General features: G+C 72.3%; 15 protein-coding genes. 13 read left to right on the plus strand and 2 right to left on the minus strand.

Annotated elements, in window-relative coordinates:
- Window positions 1-89: 89 nt before the first annotated feature.
- Entirely contained in the window at window positions 90-1,100 is a 1,011-nt protein-coding gene (locus QSK39_RS46495) for a helix-turn-helix domain-containing protein (protein ID WP_285484229.1), read from the plus strand.
- On the opposite strand, the gene QSK39_RS46500 is transcribed toward QSK39_RS46495, so the two are convergent.
- Window positions 1,093-4,794: a S8 family serine peptidase gene (locus QSK39_RS46500; RefSeq protein WP_285484230.1), complete on the minus strand. Its 3,702-nt coding sequence runs from the start codon at window positions 4,792-4,794 to the stop codon at window positions 1,093-1,095. The genes QSK39_RS46495 and QSK39_RS46500 overlap by 8 nt on opposite strands.
- Window positions 4,795-4,869: 75 nt before the next feature.
- A complete protein-coding gene (locus tag QSK39_RS46505; RefSeq protein WP_285484231.1) occupies window positions 4,870-5,733 on the minus strand; it encodes an NADP-dependent oxidoreductase in 864 nt (287 codons plus the stop codon).
- Between the two features lie 83 nt (window positions 5,734-5,816).
- Between QSK39_RS46505 and QSK39_RS46510 the strand changes: the two genes are divergently transcribed.
- The 12 genes from QSK39_RS46510 to QSK39_RS46565 all read left to right on the plus strand — a co-directional run bounded on the left by QSK39_RS46510 (window position 5,817) and on the right by QSK39_RS46565 (window position 16,904).
- Window positions 5,817-6,731: an AraC family transcriptional regulator gene (locus QSK39_RS46510; protein WP_285484232.1), complete on the plus strand. Its 915-nt coding sequence runs from the start codon at window positions 5,817-5,819 to the stop codon at window positions 6,729-6,731.
- 229 nt (window positions 6,732-6,960) lie between these two features.
- A complete protein-coding gene (locus QSK39_RS46515) occupies window positions 6,961-7,743 on the plus strand; it encodes an HpcH/HpaI aldolase family protein (RefSeq protein WP_285484233.1) in 783 nt (260 codons plus the stop codon).
- Entirely contained in the window at window positions 7,740-8,450 is a 711-nt protein-coding gene (locus QSK39_RS46520; protein ID WP_285484234.1) for a CoA transferase subunit A, read from the plus strand. The genes QSK39_RS46515 and QSK39_RS46520 overlap by 4 nt, the downstream gene beginning before the upstream one ends.
- Window positions 8,450-9,100 carry a 3-oxoacid CoA-transferase subunit B gene (locus QSK39_RS46525; protein WP_285484235.1) on the plus strand — a complete coding sequence of 217 codons (651 nt, stop codon included), beginning with the start codon at window positions 8,450-8,452 and terminating at the stop codon, window positions 9,098-9,100. The genes QSK39_RS46520 and QSK39_RS46525 overlap by 1 nt, the downstream gene beginning before the upstream one ends.
- Entirely contained in the window at window positions 9,097-10,254 is a 1,158-nt protein-coding gene (locus QSK39_RS46530; RefSeq protein WP_285484236.1) for a thiolase domain-containing protein, read from the plus strand. Before QSK39_RS46525 ends, QSK39_RS46530 begins: the two co-directional genes overlap by 4 nt.
- The gene (locus tag QSK39_RS46535) at window positions 10,251-10,643 is read left to right on the plus strand and encodes a Zn-ribbon domain-containing OB-fold protein (RefSeq protein WP_285484237.1); all 393 of its coding nucleotides are present in this window, start codon (window positions 10,251-10,253) and stop codon (window positions 10,641-10,643) included. Before QSK39_RS46530 ends, QSK39_RS46535 begins: the two co-directional genes overlap by 4 nt.
- Window positions 10,640-11,539, plus strand: a complete 900-nt coding sequence (locus QSK39_RS46540) for a cupin domain-containing protein (protein WP_285484238.1) — start codon at window positions 10,640-10,642, stop codon at window positions 11,537-11,539. The genes QSK39_RS46535 and QSK39_RS46540 overlap by 4 nt, the downstream gene beginning before the upstream one ends.
- 30 nt (window positions 11,540-11,569) lie before the next feature.
- Window positions 11,570-12,919 carry an MFS transporter gene (locus QSK39_RS46545; RefSeq protein WP_285484239.1) on the plus strand — a complete coding sequence of 450 codons (1,350 nt, stop codon included), beginning with the start codon at window positions 11,570-11,572 and terminating at the stop codon, window positions 12,917-12,919.
- A gap of 21 nt (window positions 12,920-12,940) precedes the next feature.
- Entirely contained in the window at window positions 12,941-14,131 is a 1,191-nt protein-coding gene (locus tag QSK39_RS46550; protein WP_285484240.1) for an MFS transporter, read from the plus strand.
- Window positions 14,103-15,095: a cyclase family protein gene (locus QSK39_RS46555; RefSeq protein WP_285484241.1), complete on the plus strand. Its 993-nt coding sequence runs from the start codon at window positions 14,103-14,105 to the stop codon at window positions 15,093-15,095. The genes QSK39_RS46550 and QSK39_RS46555 overlap by 29 nt, the downstream gene beginning before the upstream one ends.
- 22 nt (window positions 15,096-15,117) lie before the next feature.
- On the plus strand, window positions 15,118-16,065 hold the full coding sequence (locus QSK39_RS46560; protein WP_285484242.1) for a DUF6282 family protein: 948 nt from the start codon (window positions 15,118-15,120) through the stop codon (window positions 16,063-16,065).
- 59 nt (window positions 16,066-16,124) lie between these two features.
- The gene (locus tag QSK39_RS46565; protein ID WP_285484243.1) at window positions 16,125-16,904 is read left to right on the plus strand and encodes an IclR family transcriptional regulator; all 780 of its coding nucleotides are present in this window, start codon (window positions 16,125-16,127) and stop codon (window positions 16,902-16,904) included.
- Window positions 16,905-16,907: the final 3 nt, after the last annotated feature.

The following is a 16,907-nucleotide window of genomic DNA, read 5'->3' on the forward strand; positions in this document are numbered from 1 at the left end:
CGCGTTGTACGTTGTGATCAAGCCGTCAGTGCCGATGGGACACCCTTCGGCGCACGCGGCCAGGAGGCATTGTGCTGGAAGCACTGGGCATGACTCCCGACGAAGAACGGGTCTACCGCGTGATCGTCGGCGGGTACCGGACCGCCCCCGGGGAGATCGCGGGACAGGCCGGCGTGAGCCGCGGCGACGTCGACCCGATCCTGGAGGTCCTGCTGGCGAAGGGGCTCGTCAGCAAGGCCGGCGAGCACTACATGTCCGCGCCGCCGGACGTTTCGCTCGGTCCGCTGCTCGTGCACGGCCAGGAGCAGCTGGAGGCCGCCCGGGCCGCCGTGACCCAGCTCGCCGAGGAGTACCGCGGCAGCGCGCGGCGGCGGGACTCCGCGCAGCTCGTCGAGGTCATCACCGGCGTCGACGCGATCCGGCGGCAGGCGCTGGCCATCCAGCGCGGCGCCCGCGAAGAGTCGCTGTGGTTCTGCCTGGAGGGCAACGTCGCGATGGCGGCGTCGGAGAACGTCGAGGAGGCGCTGGCGCAGGCCCGCGGCGTGCAGTACCGCGTGATCTACGAGACCGGCCTGCTCGAAGAACCCGGCCGGATCGTCAACGTCCTGGAGGGGATCGAGGGCGGCGAAATCGCCCGCTCGATCTCGAAACTGCCGGTGCGCCTGGCCATCTCCGACCGCCGGGTGGCCCTGTGCCCGCTGGTCAGCCACGACAGCACCGGCGAGCCCACCGCCGCGCTCGTCCGGGAAAGCAGCCTGCTGTCCGCGCTGGTCGCGTTGTTCGAGGTCTACTGGGAACGCGCGTCGCCGCTGCGGATCGGCGACACCGCGCCCACGAGCCACCTCGACCCCGACGAGCGGCGGCTGCTGTCGCTGCTCATCGGCGGGGTCAGCGACAAGTCCATCGCGACGCAGCTCGACGTCAGCTACCGGACCGTCCAGCGGCGCCTGCAGGACCTGATGCGCCGGGTCAACGTCCGCACCCGGATGCAGCTGGCCTGGCAGGCCAGCAAACTCGGCTGGCTGGACGAGCCGAGCCCCGGGCGCCTCCTGCCGCGTGACGGCGGAAGGCACCCGGAGCCCGTGCGCGACGCTATTTGAGCCCGTACGCCCGGAGCACCGTCTGGTCGACGGAGTTCCCCGCGTTGTCGGTGGCCTGCACCCGCAGCGCGACGTACTTGTTCGTGGCCCCGAGCGACGGGTGGTCGATCGTGGCCTCGTAGGACTTCCCGGCGCGCTTGACGTCGGCCGTGCGCCAGGTCTTGCCGTCGTCGTAGGACACCCAGGCCTTCACCGCGCGCACCTCCGGCCCGGCCATCCCGTCCTGGAACCGCGCGGTCAGGCCGATCTCGGCCTTGCGCCCGGCCGGCAGCCGGTTGCCGGTGTCGGCGTCCACCGCGTAGTCCAGCTGCAGCAACGGAAGCAGCGCCGATGACGCCGACCGGGCCGAGCGGAACGTCCACGACGTCTGCGTGCTGGTGCCGAACAGCCACTCCGGCGAATCGCGCCGCACCGACAGGTCGAGCCGGTAGGTCGCCGGGTCCGCGCCGGCCGGGAACGTGCCGTACGCGTAGGGCTGTTCCGACACGAGCTTGCCGTCACGGAACAGTTTCGCCGACGTGGTGGCCGGAGCGGCCTGGTCGTCGCCTTCGTTGAACCCGTAGTGCCCGGCCTGGCTGTCGACGAACTCCGGGATCCGGATCCGCAGGTTGTCGCCTTCGCGGGTCGAGTCCATGCCCGGCACGCCCCGCGGGATGGCGGGCCGCACGACCGGCGCGAACCAGTCCTCGGTCAGGTTTTCCTTGCCCGTGTAGGTGCGCGGTGCCGTGGTCATGCCGCCGTCGAGCGGTGACATGTCATCCCAGATCAGTCCGTGCTTGACCCGGTGCTGCCACCGGACGTCCCCCGAACTGACGTACTCCTCGCGGGTCGACGGCGTCGCCACGTACCGCTGGTACTCGTTGACGGCGAAGTCCTGCCACGGCTTCCACGCGAACCGCTGTTCCTTGGCCTCCCCGCCGCTGCCGGTCTGGCGGTAGTTCGTGGTGACGGTCGCGGTGTTCGCCGCGGTGACCCGGTGGACGGGCTTCTCCGGGATCCGGTCGCGTTCGGTCTGCACGACGTCGTAGAGGTACGGGCTGACCGCGATCCCGTGCAGGCTCAGCAAAGCCGGGAAGCGCTTGATCCGGTCGAGCAGTGCCACGCCCTCGTCCCGGTCGAGCTGGACGGTCGGGATCGGCAGGAACGGCGCCGCGCTGACCGACGGCACCGACGCGGTGCCCCAGCCGTCCGGCACGACGATGAAGACCACCGCCGCCCCGGCCTCCGCGGCGGCCCGGGAGACCTCGTCGCGGTTGTAGTCCGCCGGGTCCGGGTCGACGATCGCGGCCTTCCCGCGCACGTTCGCCTTCTTGAAGTCCGCCGGTTTGCCGGTACCCGCGGAAACGGCCTGCAGCAGCCGCCAGCCGTCCAGTTTGGGCGACCCGGCCAGGTAGCGGGTCGTGAGCGGACCGCGGCCGCCCAGGACGTTCGCCGTCAGCGGCGGCGCGATCCTCGACCAGCGGGAGCCGAACTCGAAGGCCCCGGTCGTCACCTTCGGCGTCGGGGTGACCCAGAGTTCGCGGGTGTAGTCGAACTGCATGGCGTAGTTCGCGATCTTGCGCGGGCCGAGCTCCCGGTAGGTGTAGTAGCTCCAGATCCCGGCCTGTTCCGACGGTTTCGGCGTCTCGATCTCGACCTTCACCGCCTTGCGGGCGTCGAGCACGATGTTCGTGTCGCCGGTGATCCGGATCTCCGGCTGGACGACCTGGTAGGCGGCGAGGCTGTTGTCGCCGCCGTCGACCTGCGCGGTCAGGTAGTACACGCCCGCGCCGACCTCGACCGTCAGGCTGCCGCCGCCCAGCCAGGTGTTCACGTCGAAGCGGTAGTCCTCGCCGTACATCAGCAGCCACGGCGCCATGGTGGGTTTGCCGTGCAGGTCGAGGGCGCTGAGGGTGACCTTGTGCTTCGGCGCGGTCTTGTCCGCGCCGAGCGCGGTGTGCACGACCACGCCGTTCGCGGTCGCGGTGAGCCGCCCGCTGTAGGTGCCCGCCGCCAGTTTCGCCGGGTCGCCGGTGAGCGTGACGCTCGCCCGGCCACCGGCCGGGACGTCCACAGTGGACTTGCCGAGCCGGATCCCGTCGGCGGCGGGGACACCGGCGAGGGACTTGGCGTCGAGGGCGAGCTTCAGGGAAACCGGCGTGGTGCCGGCGTTGGTGTAAGTGACCTCTTTGGACACCGCCGGCTTGCCGTCCTCGACGGCGCCGAGGTTGAGCGTGCCGGTGCCGAACACCTTCTGCTTCACCGCGCGCGCCACGTCGACCCGGCCGCCGCCCTGCTCGAACACCGAAAGTCCGTTGGCGGTCAGGGACGTGCTGGCCAGCGCGTCCTTGAGCTGGCTGCCCGTCCAGTCGGGGTGCTGCTGGGCGAGGATCGCCACCGCGCCCGCGACGTGCGGCGTGGCCATCGAGGTGCCGGAAGCGGCGGTGTAGTGGTCGTCGACGACGTCGCCCATGGCGGTCCCCGCGGCGCGCGCGGCGACGATGCCGACGCCGGGCGCGGTGATGTCGGGCTTGACGGCGTTGTCGCCCAGGCGCGGGCCCCGGCTGGAGAACGGCGCCAGGCTCTCGTCCCGGCCGACGGCGCCGACGGTCAGCGCGGCTTCGGCGGTGCCCGGCGAGCCGATCGTGTACGCGCCCAGTTCGCCGTCGTTGCCGCCGGCCACCACGAAGAGCGTGCCGGTCTGCGCGCTGAGCGCTTCGAGACCGAGGCTGAGCTCGTCGGTGCCGTCGGTCGGGCCGCCGCCGAGGCTCATGTTGACGGCCTTGGCGCCGGAGTGCGCCGCCCACTCCATCCCGGCGAGGACCCAGGACTCGTAGCCGAAGCCGTCGTCGTCGAGCACCTTGCCGACGAGCAGTTTCGCGCCGGGTGCGACACCCTTGAGCCGCCCGCCCGAAGCGGCGCCGGAGCCCGCGATCGTCGAGGCGACGTGCGTGCCGTGGCCGAAGTGGTCGGTGGTGTCGGGGCTGGTCGTGAAGTTGACCGCCTCGCTCACGCGACCGGCCAGGTCGGGGTGAGTGGGGTCGTACCCGGTGTCGAGCACGGCGACCGTGGTGCCGGTGCCGTCGTAGCCCGCGGCCCACGCCTCGGGGGCGCCGATCTGCGGGACGCTCCGGTCGAGGGAGGCGCGGACCTTGCGGTCCAGGGAGATCCGCTCGATCGTGCCGCCCGCCGACGAGGTCCAGAACGCGCCGGCGTTGGCCTTGCTGGCCCGCGCGGAACGGCCGTTGACGCTGGTCAGCGTCGCGCCCAGCTCCGCTGCCTTCGGAGCGGCCTCGGCGGCGCGGAGGTCGGCGCCCTTGCGGTAGGTGAGGATCAGCGGGAGGGTCTTCGACTGCTCGTCGGCGTACCCCTCGGCGATCAGCTCGGTGACGTCGAACAGGGTCCGGTCGACCTGCTTCGAGCCCAGCCGTGGGGCGACGTCCTCGGGGAAGACGCTCAGGTGGCCGTCGACCTCCTGCTGGTGGAACCGGATGTTCTCCCGGCCGGGCGCGGGCTGGACGGTGGCGGCCTGCTTGCCGCCGGGCTGCCGTTCGACCTGGACGACGTCCCCGGTGAGCAGGGTGACCGAATGACGTTCGACAGCCGCGGACGAGGGTGCCGCTTGCGGGCCGGGGGCCGCGTCCGCGACTCCGGCCGTGCCCGCGGCCAGGGTGCCGGCGCAGGCCAGGACCAGAACACGTGATCTCCAGTGCATCGCACCAGGCTCGCGCCGGCACCGCCATCCGTCACTAGGGCAGGCACGTCCGAATCACGACACGTCGCATCTTCGTCACCGGGCCAGGATCACGACCTTCCCGCGGAGGTCGCCCGCCTCGCTCCGGCGGTGCACGTCGGCGAGCCCGTCGAGGGGGTGGGTCTCGGTGACGTCGACGGTCACGACACCCGCGTCCACGAGGTCGACCAGCTCGGTCAGCTGCGCGGGGTCGTAGCGGACGACCACGTGCGCCGAGGTCACCCCGGGCGGCGCGGGCACCGGCGCAGCCGCGGAGATGATCGCGCCGCCGCGGCGGACGGGCGGGGTCCACGGCGGCGGGGCGCCGACCAGGTGGATCAGCACGTCGACGGGCTCGACCGCGGACGCGACGGACTCGCTGGTGTAGTCGACGATCTCATCGGCGCCGTGCCGCCGGACGGCGTCGACGCTGCGCGCGCTCGCGGTGGCGACGACGTGGGCGCCGGCGCGTTTCGCCAGCTGGACGGCGAACCCGCCGATCCCGCCGCCCGCGCCGTTGACCAGGACGCGCTGCCCGGCGGAGACGTGCGGGAAGACGACCTGCCACGCGGTGAGCCCGGCGAGCGGGATGGCCGCGGCGTCGGCGAGCGGGATGCCCGTGGGAGCGGGGACCAGCCGGCCGGCCGGTGCGACGGCGTACTCCGCGGCCGCGCCCCGCTCGAGCCAGCCGATGACCGGGCGGCCGGCCACCGTGCCCGCGACGTCCCAGCCGAGGGCGGCGGGCAGGTCGATCGGGAACAGTTCCTGCAGGGCCCCGGAACGCAAGGCGGTTTCGGTCGGGTTGAACGACGTCGCCGCGACCTCGACCAGTACCTCACCCTCACCGGGAACCGGCCGCGGGACGTCGTCGATCCGGATGACGGACGGGTCGCCGTGCCGGTGGATCCGTGCGCTTCTCATGAAAAGGACCCTATGCTCGACTGAAGAGACGCTCCATGCGCGCAGATCCTCGTTTCCTGTCCGATCGTCTCGCGGGAGAGATCATGGATGTGCTGAGCGACGTGCTCGCCGTGATGCGCACGGGTGAGCCGCGCTCGGCCCGGGTGGTGTGGACCGCGCCCTGGGCGCAGTGGTTCGCGCCGGTGCCGGGGGCCGCCGGGTTCCAGGTGGTCCTGCACGGGACCTGCTGGCTCCTGCGCGCGGACGCGGAACCGCTGCCGCTGACCGCCGGCGACGTCGTCTTCCTGCCCCACGGGCAGGGCCACGCACTGGCCGACAACCCGGCGACGCCGGTGGACACGCAGGCGTGCGACCCGGACGACCCCGAGTTCGCCGAGCGCTACGCGAACCGGCCGGCGACCGGCACGGGCCCGCAGACGGTGACGCTCTGCGGTGCGTACCGGCTGGATCCGGCGCGGATGCACCCGTTGCTGTCGAGCCTGCCCGAAGTCGTGCACCTGCCCGCCCGGCTCGACCGTGACCTGCGGGCCGTGGTCGACCTGCTCGGCGCCGAGCTGGAACGCCCGCGGCTCGGCACGGACGCGCTGATCCCGGCCCTGCTGGACGCGCTGCTGCTGTACATCCTGCGCGCCTGGTTCGACGAGCGCGCCACGACGGACGAGACCGGCTGGGCCGCGGCGTTGCGGGACCCCGCGATCACCGCCGCCCTGCACGCGATCCACCGCGACCCGGCCCACCCCTGGACCGTCGCGAGCCTCGCGAGCCGGGCGGGGCTGTCCCGGGCGCCGTTCGCCCGGAGGTTCACCGAGAAGATCGGGCGGCCGCCACTCACCTACCTGACGTGGTGGCGACTGACCCTCGCCGCCCGGCTGCTGCGCGACACCGACGACCCGCTGCGCGTCATCGCGGGAAAGAGCGGCTACACCTCGGAGTTCGCCTTCGCCAAGGCCTTCAAACGACACCACGGCACCGCGCCCGGCCGACTCCGGCGGGCCTGAACCGGGCACCGGTTCGCCCACCTCGGCCGATCCGTCCACTGTGGATCGGCGGGTTCGCCGCGCGCCGCTGCCCCTGATCACTCCCGGGGCGCGCGGGCGGCCGTGAGGCCGAGGTCCGCCGGATCACCCTCTTGCCCGGCAGACGCCCTACATGCGATGCTACTTATCGCGAACAGGCTGTTCGTATAACGAACTCGCTCGGAGCCGCACTCAGCAACGGAGATCGCGCATGTTCCAGCAGCTGCTGAAGTCGTCCCGCCCGCCCGTGGTCGGCACGTTCGTCAAGATCCCCGCGCTGGAGGTCGCCGAGATCATCGGGGCCGCGGGGTTCGACTTCGTCGTGATCGACACCGAACACGCCCTGCTCTCGGTCCGCGACGTGTACGCGCTGATCGTCGTGTACTCCCGGATCGGCGTCGCGCCGCTGGTGCGGATCACCGACCACGGTTACGGCGACGCCCAGCGCTACCTCGACGCGGGCGCCGCCGGCGTCCTCGTGCCGCACGTCTCCGACGCCGCGCAGGCGAAGGCGGTCATGCGGCAGTTCCTGTTCCCGCCCGCCGGCACCCGCGGCATGGGCTACGCCGCCCGCGCCGGGGTGTGGGGCGGCCTCGACGGCGGCGTCGCCGAATACGTGCGTGCGGGCCAGGAGGACGTCGCCCGCATCGCGATGATCGAGGAACGGGAAGCGGTCGAGGACATCGAAGGCATCTTGGCCGCACCCGGCCTCGACGCCGTGTTCGTCGGGCCCGGCGACCTGTCGCTCAGCCTGGGCGTTTCCCCCGGCTCCCCGGCCGTGCACGACGCCGTGACGCGGTCGATCGAGGCCGCGGTCCGCGCCGGCGTCCCGGCCGGGACCGTGGTCCAGGGCGAGGACCAGCTCCGCCTGCGGGCCGGGCAGGGCTGCCGCTTCCTGCTCGTCGGCAACGACACCGGCATGATCTCCGGTGCCGCCCGCCGGGCGGTCGCCCAAGCGCGCGAAGCGCTGGCCCAGCCGGTGAGCGCGTCGTGATCGACAAGATCCGGGCGGGCGCCGCCGCTGCCCTGGAAACAGTCCACAGTGGAGCCTCGGTCGTGATCGGCGGCTTCGGCCGGACCGGCGTGCCGGTCGACCTGATCGACGCGCTCTGCGCCCGCGACGTCCGCGAGCTGCACGTCATCGCCAACAACGGCGGCCAGGGACTGCCCGGCGAGCGCGGTATCGGGCGGCTGCTCGCCGAGAACCGGGTGAAGAAGTTCTCCTGCTCCTTCCCGGTGAACCCCGCCTTCTTCCGGCGGTATTTCGACGGGGAGGTCGAGATCGAGCTCGTGCCGCAGGGGACGCTGGCCGAACGCCTGCGCGCGGGCGGCTCGGGCCTCGGCGGCTTCTACACGCCCACCGCCGCGGGCACGATCCTCGCCGACGGCGGCTTCGTCATGCGCCACGGCACCCCGGAGAAAACGCTTCCCCCGAAGGAGCAGCGCGTCATCGACGGCCGGACCTACGTGCTCGAATTCCCGCTGCGGCCCGACTTCGCGCTGGTGAAGGCCGATCGGGCGGACCGGTACGGCAACCTCCGGTTCCGGCTCGGCGCGCGCAACTTCAACCCGCTGGCCGCGATGGCCGCGCGGACGACCGTCGTGCAGGCCGACCACATCGGCTCCCTGGCGCCGGACGACATCCACCTGCCGGGCCCGTTCGTGGACCACCTGGTGCGGACCGAACCGGAGGCGGCCTGATGCCCCTGCTCAGGACGGAACTCGCCCGGCGCGTGGCCGGCGACCTCGAAGACGGCTGGTGCGTCAACGTCGGCATCGGCGCGCCGCTGCTGCTGCCGGGACAGCCCACGCCCGGCAAGGAGATCCTCTACCACTGCGAACACGGCCTGCTCGGCGTCGGCCCGCCCCCGGAGGGCGAGCCGGACCCGGACATCACCGACGCCGGCAAGAACCCGGTCACGCTGCTGGCGGGCGCGGCGGCGTTCGACTCGTCGGTGTCCTTCGCGATCGCCCGGGGCGGGCGGCTCGACCTGTGCGTGCTGGGCGCGTTGCAGGTCGGCGAGCACGGCGACCTGGCGAACTGGCTGGTCCCCGGCGGCAATCCCGGGGTGGGCGGCGCGATGGACCTGGCGGTCGGCGCCCGGCGCGTCTGGGTGATGATGAACCACGTCGACAAGCAGGGGAACGCCAAGCTGCGCAAGGCCTGCACGTTCCCGCTGACCGGCGTGGGCGTGGTCGACCGCGTCTACACCGACCTGGCCGTGTTCGAGTTCACCGGCGGCGCGCTGACCCTGCGGGAACGCGCCCCCGGGGTCGGGCTCGAGGAGATCGCCGCGCGGACCGAAGCCACCTACACCGTCGACCTCTGGAACCGAGGAGCAGCCGCATGAGCAGGCAGGTGACCGCGCGCATCGCCGGTGCCTTCGAGCACCCGCAGCGCAAGATCCCCGGCAAGACCGTGCCCCAGGTGCTCGCCGAAGTCGCGTACGGCGCACTCGCCGACGCCGGGCTGAGCCTGTCCGACGTGGACGGCTTCTTCTGCTCGGAAGTCCCCGGGCTCGGCTCGATCGCGATGGCCGACTACCTCGGCCTCACCGAGTTGTCCTATGTGGACGTCACCGAGGGCGGCGGCGCGTCCTACGTGATGCACGCCGGGCACGCCGCGGCGGCGGTGGCGGCGGGCAAGTGCCGGGTCGCGCTGCTGGCGATGGCCGGGCTCCCGTTGTCCGGCGCGCGCTCCGGCGGCGGCGAGCGCGGCCCGGACCACCCGTACGAATCGGCTTACGGCGTCACCGTTCCCGCCGGGTACGCGCTGGCGGCGCAGCGGCACATGCACGAGTTCGGCACCACGTCCGAACAGCTCGCGGAGGTCAAGGTCGCGGCCGCGCACCACGCGCAGTTCAACCCGCACGCCGTGCTGCGCAAGCCCGTCACGATCGCCGACGTCGTCGAGTCGCCGCTGATCTCCGATCCCCTGCACCGGCTCGACTGCTGCATCACCAGTGACGGCGGCGCCGCGCTGGTGATCGTCGCCGAAGACGTCGCGCGCTCGCTGCCCGGCCGCACGGTGAAGATCCTGGGCCACGGCGAAGCGATCAAGCACAGCGCGGCCGGCAGCATCGACCTGACCTGCACCGGTGCCGCGCTCTCCGGCCCGCGGGCGTTCGCGGAGGCGGGCCTGACCCCGCGCGACGTCGACTACGTCTCGATCTACGACTCCTTCACCATCACGGTGCTGATGAGCCTGGAGGACCTCGGCTTCTGCGAGAAGGGCAAGGGCGGGGCGTTCGTCACGGACGGCACCCTGCGAGGCCCGGACGGACGGCTGCCGTTCAACACCGACGGCGGCGGCCTGTGCAACAACCACCCGGACTTCCGCGGCGGCATGGTCCGCACCGTCGAGGCCGTCCGCCAGCTGCGCGGCGAGGCCACGCCGGAGGTCCAGGTGCCCGGCGCCCGGATCGGGCTCGTCCAGGCCCACGGCGGCAGCCTCGGCTTCCGCACCGCCGCCGCCACCCTGCTGCTCGGAACGGAGGACGCATGACCGTCGAAGACCCCGTGCTCGCCCGCTTCACCGAAGCGCTGTCCGCCGGACGGCTCGACCTCCCCCGCTGCACCGGCTGCGGCGCGCTGGTCTGGTACCCGCGTGCCCGCTGCCCGCACTGCATGGCCGACCACCTCGAATGGGAAGCGCTTTCCGGCGCCGGCACGGTCTACTCCTACACCGTCAACCGGCGCGGCCAGGGCAAGTACACCGGCGCCGACCCCTTCGTCATCGCCTACGTCGAACTGGCCGAAGGACCCCGCGTCCTGGCCCGGCTGGACGGGACACCGGACATCGGGCTGCCGGTCCGGTTCACCCGCGGCCTCGACGACGAGGGCCAGGTGCGGCTGACGTTCGAGCGCGACCCCCGTGTGAAGGAGAGCTCATGACCTACGCCAAGGACGACCTCCGCTCCGCCCTGACGACCAGCGCCGCCGCCCGGCCCTCCGGCGCGGTCGCCGCGCCCGAGTTCCTCGACTTCTCCGTCACCGCACCCGACGTCGTCACGCCCGCGGGGAGCCGGCAGTGGATCGTGCGGGGCCAGAACTTCGTGCTGATCCACACCGAACCCGTGCCCGGCGACGTCATCTTCTCGGGTGAACTGCGGTCCGAGCAGGTCGTCCTGGTGATCGACGAGAGCAGCGGGATCTCGGCCGGGGAGCACGCGGTCACCGGACCGGCCCTCGTCGTGGTCCCGCCCGGTGCCGCCGAGCTCGTCAGCACCGGCAGCGGCCAGCTCACCCAGCTGATCCAGTCCGACGAACTCGAGTGGGCGGCCAAAGCGTCCAATGCGGACAGCTACGCCCACCCGCACCCGCACGTCGCGCCGCTGGAGCTGTGGCCGGAGCCGGTCGGCGGCTACCGGTGGCGGACCTACCGGATGGCCGACGTACCCGACGACCCGAAGCGCTTCGGGCGCATCTTCCGCACCCGGGCCTTCATGGTCAACTTCCTGAAGGCCAACCAGGGCCCGCGGAACCCGCACAAGCTGTCGCCGCACTTCCACGACGACTTCGAGCAGTGCAGCCTGATCGTCGCCGGCACCTACGTGCACCACATCCAGACGCCGTGGGGCACCGACGCCGACGACTGGCGGCCCGAAGACCACGCCCGCGTGGGCAGCCCGTCGGCGACCGTGATCCCGCCGCCGACGGTGCACACGTCGCAGGCCATCGGCTCCGGCGCCAACCACCTGATCGACATCTTCTCCGGTCCCCGCCACGACTTCTCGGCCCAGCCCGGCTGGGTCCTCAACGCCGGCGACTACCCCGCACCACCCGCCTGAGCTCCACCTTCAGCGTCGAAGGGAACGTCCATGTCCTCCAGTACCGGCGAAGTCGCGGCCACTTCGCTCGATCCTGCCTTCACCGCACGCAGACGCCGGGCGATCACGAGCGCCTGGGCGGGCTTCGCGATCGACTCGTATTCCATCTACGTGGCTTCGACGTCGCTGCTGCCGGCGATGGTCTACTTCCAGGCGCACCTGTCGGCCGGCCAGCTTTCGGTGTTCGTGGGCATGACCTTCGCCGCGACCCTGCTCGGCCGGCCGATCGGCGCCCTGCTGTTCGGGCACTTCGCCGACCGCATCGGCCGGCGCCGCGTCGGCTCCATCACGATCTACGGCTTCGGCACGATCTCGCTGTTCATCGCGATGCTGCCGGGCGCCGAGCAGGTGGGCGCGGGGGCCGCCACCGCGCTGCTGCTGGGGTTGCGGTTCATCGAGGGCATCTTCCTCGGCGGCGAATACACCGCCGCGACGCCGCTGGCCCTCGAGTACGCCACGCGCGGCCGCCGCGGGTTCACCGGCGCGCTCATCCAGTGCTCGGCCAGCGGTGGCCCGTTCGTCGTCGCCGTGCTGACCTCGCTGGTGCTGGTGTTCGCGCCCAACGCGGGCCTGCACTCGCCGTACGTCCAGTGGGGCTGGCGGATCCCGTTCGTCATCGGCGCGTTCCTGGCCTGGTTCGTCGCCTGGTTCCTGCGGCGGCGGGTCGAGGACTCCGACACCTGGAAGGAGACCACCCGGAGCAAGTCTCCCCTGCGGGACATGCTGAAGGGCTCCTCCGGGCGCGCCTTCCTCCAGTCCTACGTCATCATGACCGGCGTCTTCTTCGCGGTGAACATGCTCGGCAGCGTCATGCCGCAGCTGCTGCTGTCCAACAAGGGGTTCACCGCCTCCGACCTCGCGCACACCCAGCTCGTCAACGCGTGGCCGGGGATCGCGACGTACCTGTTCTTCGGCTGGCTCAGCGACCGCATCGGGCGCAAGCGCGCGCTGTACATCGCCGCGACCATCACGATCGTCTTCACCCCGATCACCTACACCTTGATGGCCAACGGATCCGTGCACGGCTGGGCGAACCTCACCCTGCTCGCCGCGTCGACCAACGTGGTCACGCTGGGCGCGCTCGGGGTGCTGCCGGCCTACATCAACGAGCGCTTCGCCACCGCCGTCCGGTCTTCGGGCTGGGGCGTCGCCTACAGCACCGCCGTCGTCATCCCGGCGTTCTTCTCCTACTACCAGCTGGGGCTGGCGCACCTGGTGCCCGCCGCGTTCACCCCGGGCATCCTCGCCGCGTTCGGGGGCGTGCTCATCCTGTTCGCCGTCATGGCCGGCCCGGAGACGCGCGGGAGCGACCTGCACACCGTGGGCGAGGCCGGGTCATGACCCTCCGCACGAAGGCCAGGTATGCGCACCGACCACCCGACCACGCGTGTCGCCCTCGCCATCTTCGTCCTGCAGACCGCGGGCAGCGGAGTGGCGGTCTACGGCATTCCGATCTACATCGCGGCGTTCCTGCGCTCGGGCACGGTGAACCCCGCGGAGCTGTCCCTGGCGAGCACGGCGTTCTTCCTGGCGGGTGCGCTGGCCGGGCCGGCGATGAGCGGGGCCGGGCAGCGTTCGCCGAACGGGGTGCTGCTGGGCTCGGTCCTCGGCGCCGCGGCGGCGATCACGGCACTGGCCGTGGACCCGGCGGGCCCGGTCGTGATCGCGGCCTTCTGCGTCCTGGGCGCGACCTTCAACGGCGGGCTCGTGGTCGTGGGCACGACCGTGCTGGTGCGGGTCTTCGACGGCAGGCCGACGTCCGGGATGGCACTGGCGACTTCCGGGTCTTCGGCGGGCGGCATCCTGGTTTCCCCGCTGCTGGCACTGCTGCTGACCACGCAGGCGGTCACGGCGGGCTCGTTCCTGGCGGTGGCAGCGGGATTCCTGGTCGTCAGCGGGCTCGCGCTCACGCTGATCCGGCGGGTCTCCGCGCGGCCGGCCCGGGTCGAAGCGCCCACGGCGGCGGCCGGCCGGCTCAGCGCGCACTGGCCGCTCGTGCTCGCGTTCAGCCTGGTCAGCGCGTCCCAGCTGGGCGCGACGGCGTACCTCGTGGCGACCGGGCTCGCCCGGGACTTCACCGGCGCCCGCCTGGCCGTCTCGGTCGCCACCGCGGCGGCGGTCGCCTCCCGCTGGCTCGGCAGCGCCGGGATCCGGCGGCTCGGCCTGGGCCGCTGGACGATGACCAGCTTCGGCGCGCAGGCGGCCGGCGTCGCGCTGGTCGGGCTGGCGCCGGCCGGGTGGGTGCTGTTCCTCGGGGCCGCGCTGATCGGGCAGAGCCTCGGCAACACGATCCTCATCCGCTCGCAGGTCGTCGTCGAGCTGTTCGGGGTCGGCGACTTCGCGGGCAAGTTCGCCCGGTTCCAGACCTGGACGTCGCTGGGGTCGGCGGCCGGGCCGTTCGTGCTCGGGCAGCTGTTTTCCCTGACGCACGACTACGTCCTCGCCTACCTGGCGCTGGCCGTGCTCAACGTCCTCGCCGTGCCGCTCCTGCGGCCCTGGCTGAGACAGTCGAGACGGAGGGTCGATGAGCTCCAGCACGGTTCCGCGGTATGACGAACTCCGCCACCGCACCGACGCCCCGCCCGGCTCGTCCTGGCACCTGTTCGGGCCGGACGACCAGCTCGGCACGCTCAACTTCCTCACCGGGCAGAGCGCGCTCGACGGCGCGGCGCTGGTCAAGCGCGGCCGGACGTTCAACCTGGACTACCCGCTGAACACGTTCGTGCCCAGCCTCGCCGGGACCCGCCCCGCGACCGAACACCACATCTTCTCCAACAACCCGAACCACCGCGACGACTGGCTGGACTCCTTCTACCTCCAGTCGACGTCCCAAGTGGACGGTCTGCGCCACATCCGCCACCCGCGGCACGGGTTCTACGGCGGGGTGCCGGACGAGCGCGTGGCCGTCGGCGAACCCGCGCTGGGCATCCAGCTGCTCGCCGAGAAGGGCTTGGTGGGCCGGGGCATCCTGCTCGACGCCGTCCGGTACTTCGACCACCTCGGCGAACCGCTCGCGCCGGACGCTCCTCGCGGGATCACCCCGGCCGAGCTGGACGCCATGGCGGCGCACTTCGGCGTGGCGGTACGGCCCGGAGACATCCTGCTGCTGCGCACCGGGTTCGCCGAGCACTGGCTCTCCTCGACACCGGAACAGCGCGCGAAGCGCACCGGCGGCCCCGGCCTGCACCAGTCCGAAGAGATGCTCGCCTGGCTGTGGGACCACCGGATCTCGCTCGCGGCGGCGGACAACGGCGGCCTCGAAGCGTTCCCCGTCGATCCGGCCTCGGGCTGGGTGGACCCGGACGAGCCGCCGCCACCGCGTGGCCCGTCGCACAACGGGATGCTGCACCGCCCGCTGATCGCCCTGCTCGGGCTGATCATCGGCGAACTCTGGAAGCTCGACGAACTGGCCGAGGACTGCGCCGCCGACGGGGTCTGCGAGTTCCTGCTGACCGCCAAGCCGCTCAACCTCGTGGGCGGGGTCGGCTCGCCGCCGAACGCCCTGGCCGTCAAGTAACCCGACAAGGGAGGACCTTCTCGTGACGCAGACGATCAGTGAGCTCTGGGACCCGGTGCTGGACGCCGACCGGCAGCAGGCGGACCCGGAAGCCGACGAACTCCTGCAGGGTGCCGTCGACCTGCACACCCACCCCGGGCCCAGCCCGTTCCCCCGCCGGATGTCCATCCTCGACGCCGCGACCGACGCCGCGACGGTCGGGTTCCGCGCCCTGGTGGCGAAATCCCACCACCACAGCATGCAGACCGACATCCTGGCGCTCGAGACGGCCGGGCTGCAGGACGTGCCGGTCAAGGTCTACGGCGGCGTCGCGCTCAACCGCACGGTCGGCGGCCTCAACCCCTACGCCGTCGAGCTGGCGTTGCGGATGGGCGGCCGGATCGTGTGGTTCCCGACCATCTCCTCCCCCGCGCACCTGGAGTTCCACGCGCACAACCACAGCAGCGGCTTCCCGGTCGCGGGCATCCCGCTGCGCGAGAACGAGCCGATCAGCGTGCTCGACGAAGCCGGCGCGCTGAAGACGGCCGCGCGGGACGTCCTCGACGTCATCGCGGCGGAGTCGGCGATCCTCAACTGCGGGCACCTGCCCGCGGCCGAGATCGACGTGCTGATCCCGGGCGCGCTCGAAGCCGGCGTGACGCGGATCGTGGTGAGCCACCCCGAATTCGTCCTCGGCGCCGGGCCGGACCGGATCGGGCGGTGGGCGCGCCAGGGCGTGTTCGTCGAGCACTGCCTGGCGATGCTCGTCGGGCGGGAGCCGAAGCCCCAGCCGGTCGCGAAGATCGCCGAGTTCTACCAGGCGGCCGGGCCCGGCCAGACGATCTTCTCGTCCGACCTCGGCCAGAAGGGCAACCCGTTGCCGGTCACGGCCTACCGCCGGATGGTGCGGGCCCTGCTGGACTCCGGCGTCGTCCCCGCCGACATCAAGGCGATGACGGGGGGCAACGCCGGCGGGCTGCTGGCCGGCTGAACCGGGGGCCGGGGCTCGGTATAGTCCGGCACGGGCGGAGCGAATCGAGGAGCGGACCTTTGGCGAACGGCGGCGGCACCGGTGACATCCAGGCAGTGCACCGGGTCGCGGAGATCCTGAAGTTGTTCACGCTGACCAGCCCGCGGGTCACCGTCGCCGAGGCCGCCGCCACGCTCGGCCTGAACCGGACCACCACGCACCGGTACTTCAGCTCGCTCGTGCTGGACGAGATCCTGGAACGCTCGCCCGACGACGCGACGACGTACACGCCGGGGCGGCTGCTGCTGCAGGTCGGCGCGGTCGCCCAGGGGCAGCGGCGGGTGCTGGACGTCGCGCCGCGGCACATGGGTGAGCTGTCGGTCGAAACCGGGCTGACCGTGGTGCTGTCGCTCTGGGGCGCGTCCGGGCCCGTGGTGTCGCTGGTCTCCGAAGCCGGCACCCACCCGATCCTGATCACGGTCCGGATCGGGTCGATGCTCGGCTGGGACTCGGCGCAGACGCGGCTGTACCTGGCGCTGTCGCAGGACGCGAGCCGCGGCGAGCGCTACCTGGACCGGCTGTCGCCCGAGCAGCGAACCGAGCTGGAAAGCCGGCTCCCGGCCTGCCGGGCCCGTGGGCTCTGCCGGATCCCGGTGCCGCCGATCGACGGCGTGGTGCTGGCGGCGGCCGTGTTCGACGAGCACGACGTCGCGGCCACGGTGGCCTTGGTGGGCACCACGTCATCCCTGCCGGAGAAGGCGGACACGATGGAGTCGGCGCTGCTGGACACCGTTTCCGCGATCACCGCGGAGCTGGGCGGCACCGGCCTGCGCGACGCCGTCCTCACCGGCCGGGTGTAGCGG

Source organism: Amycolatopsis sp. NBRC 101858 (genome assembly GCF_030269325.1).
Classification (GTDB): Bacteria; Actinomycetota; Actinomycetes; order Mycobacteriales; family Pseudonocardiaceae; genus Amycolatopsis; species Amycolatopsis ponsaeliensis.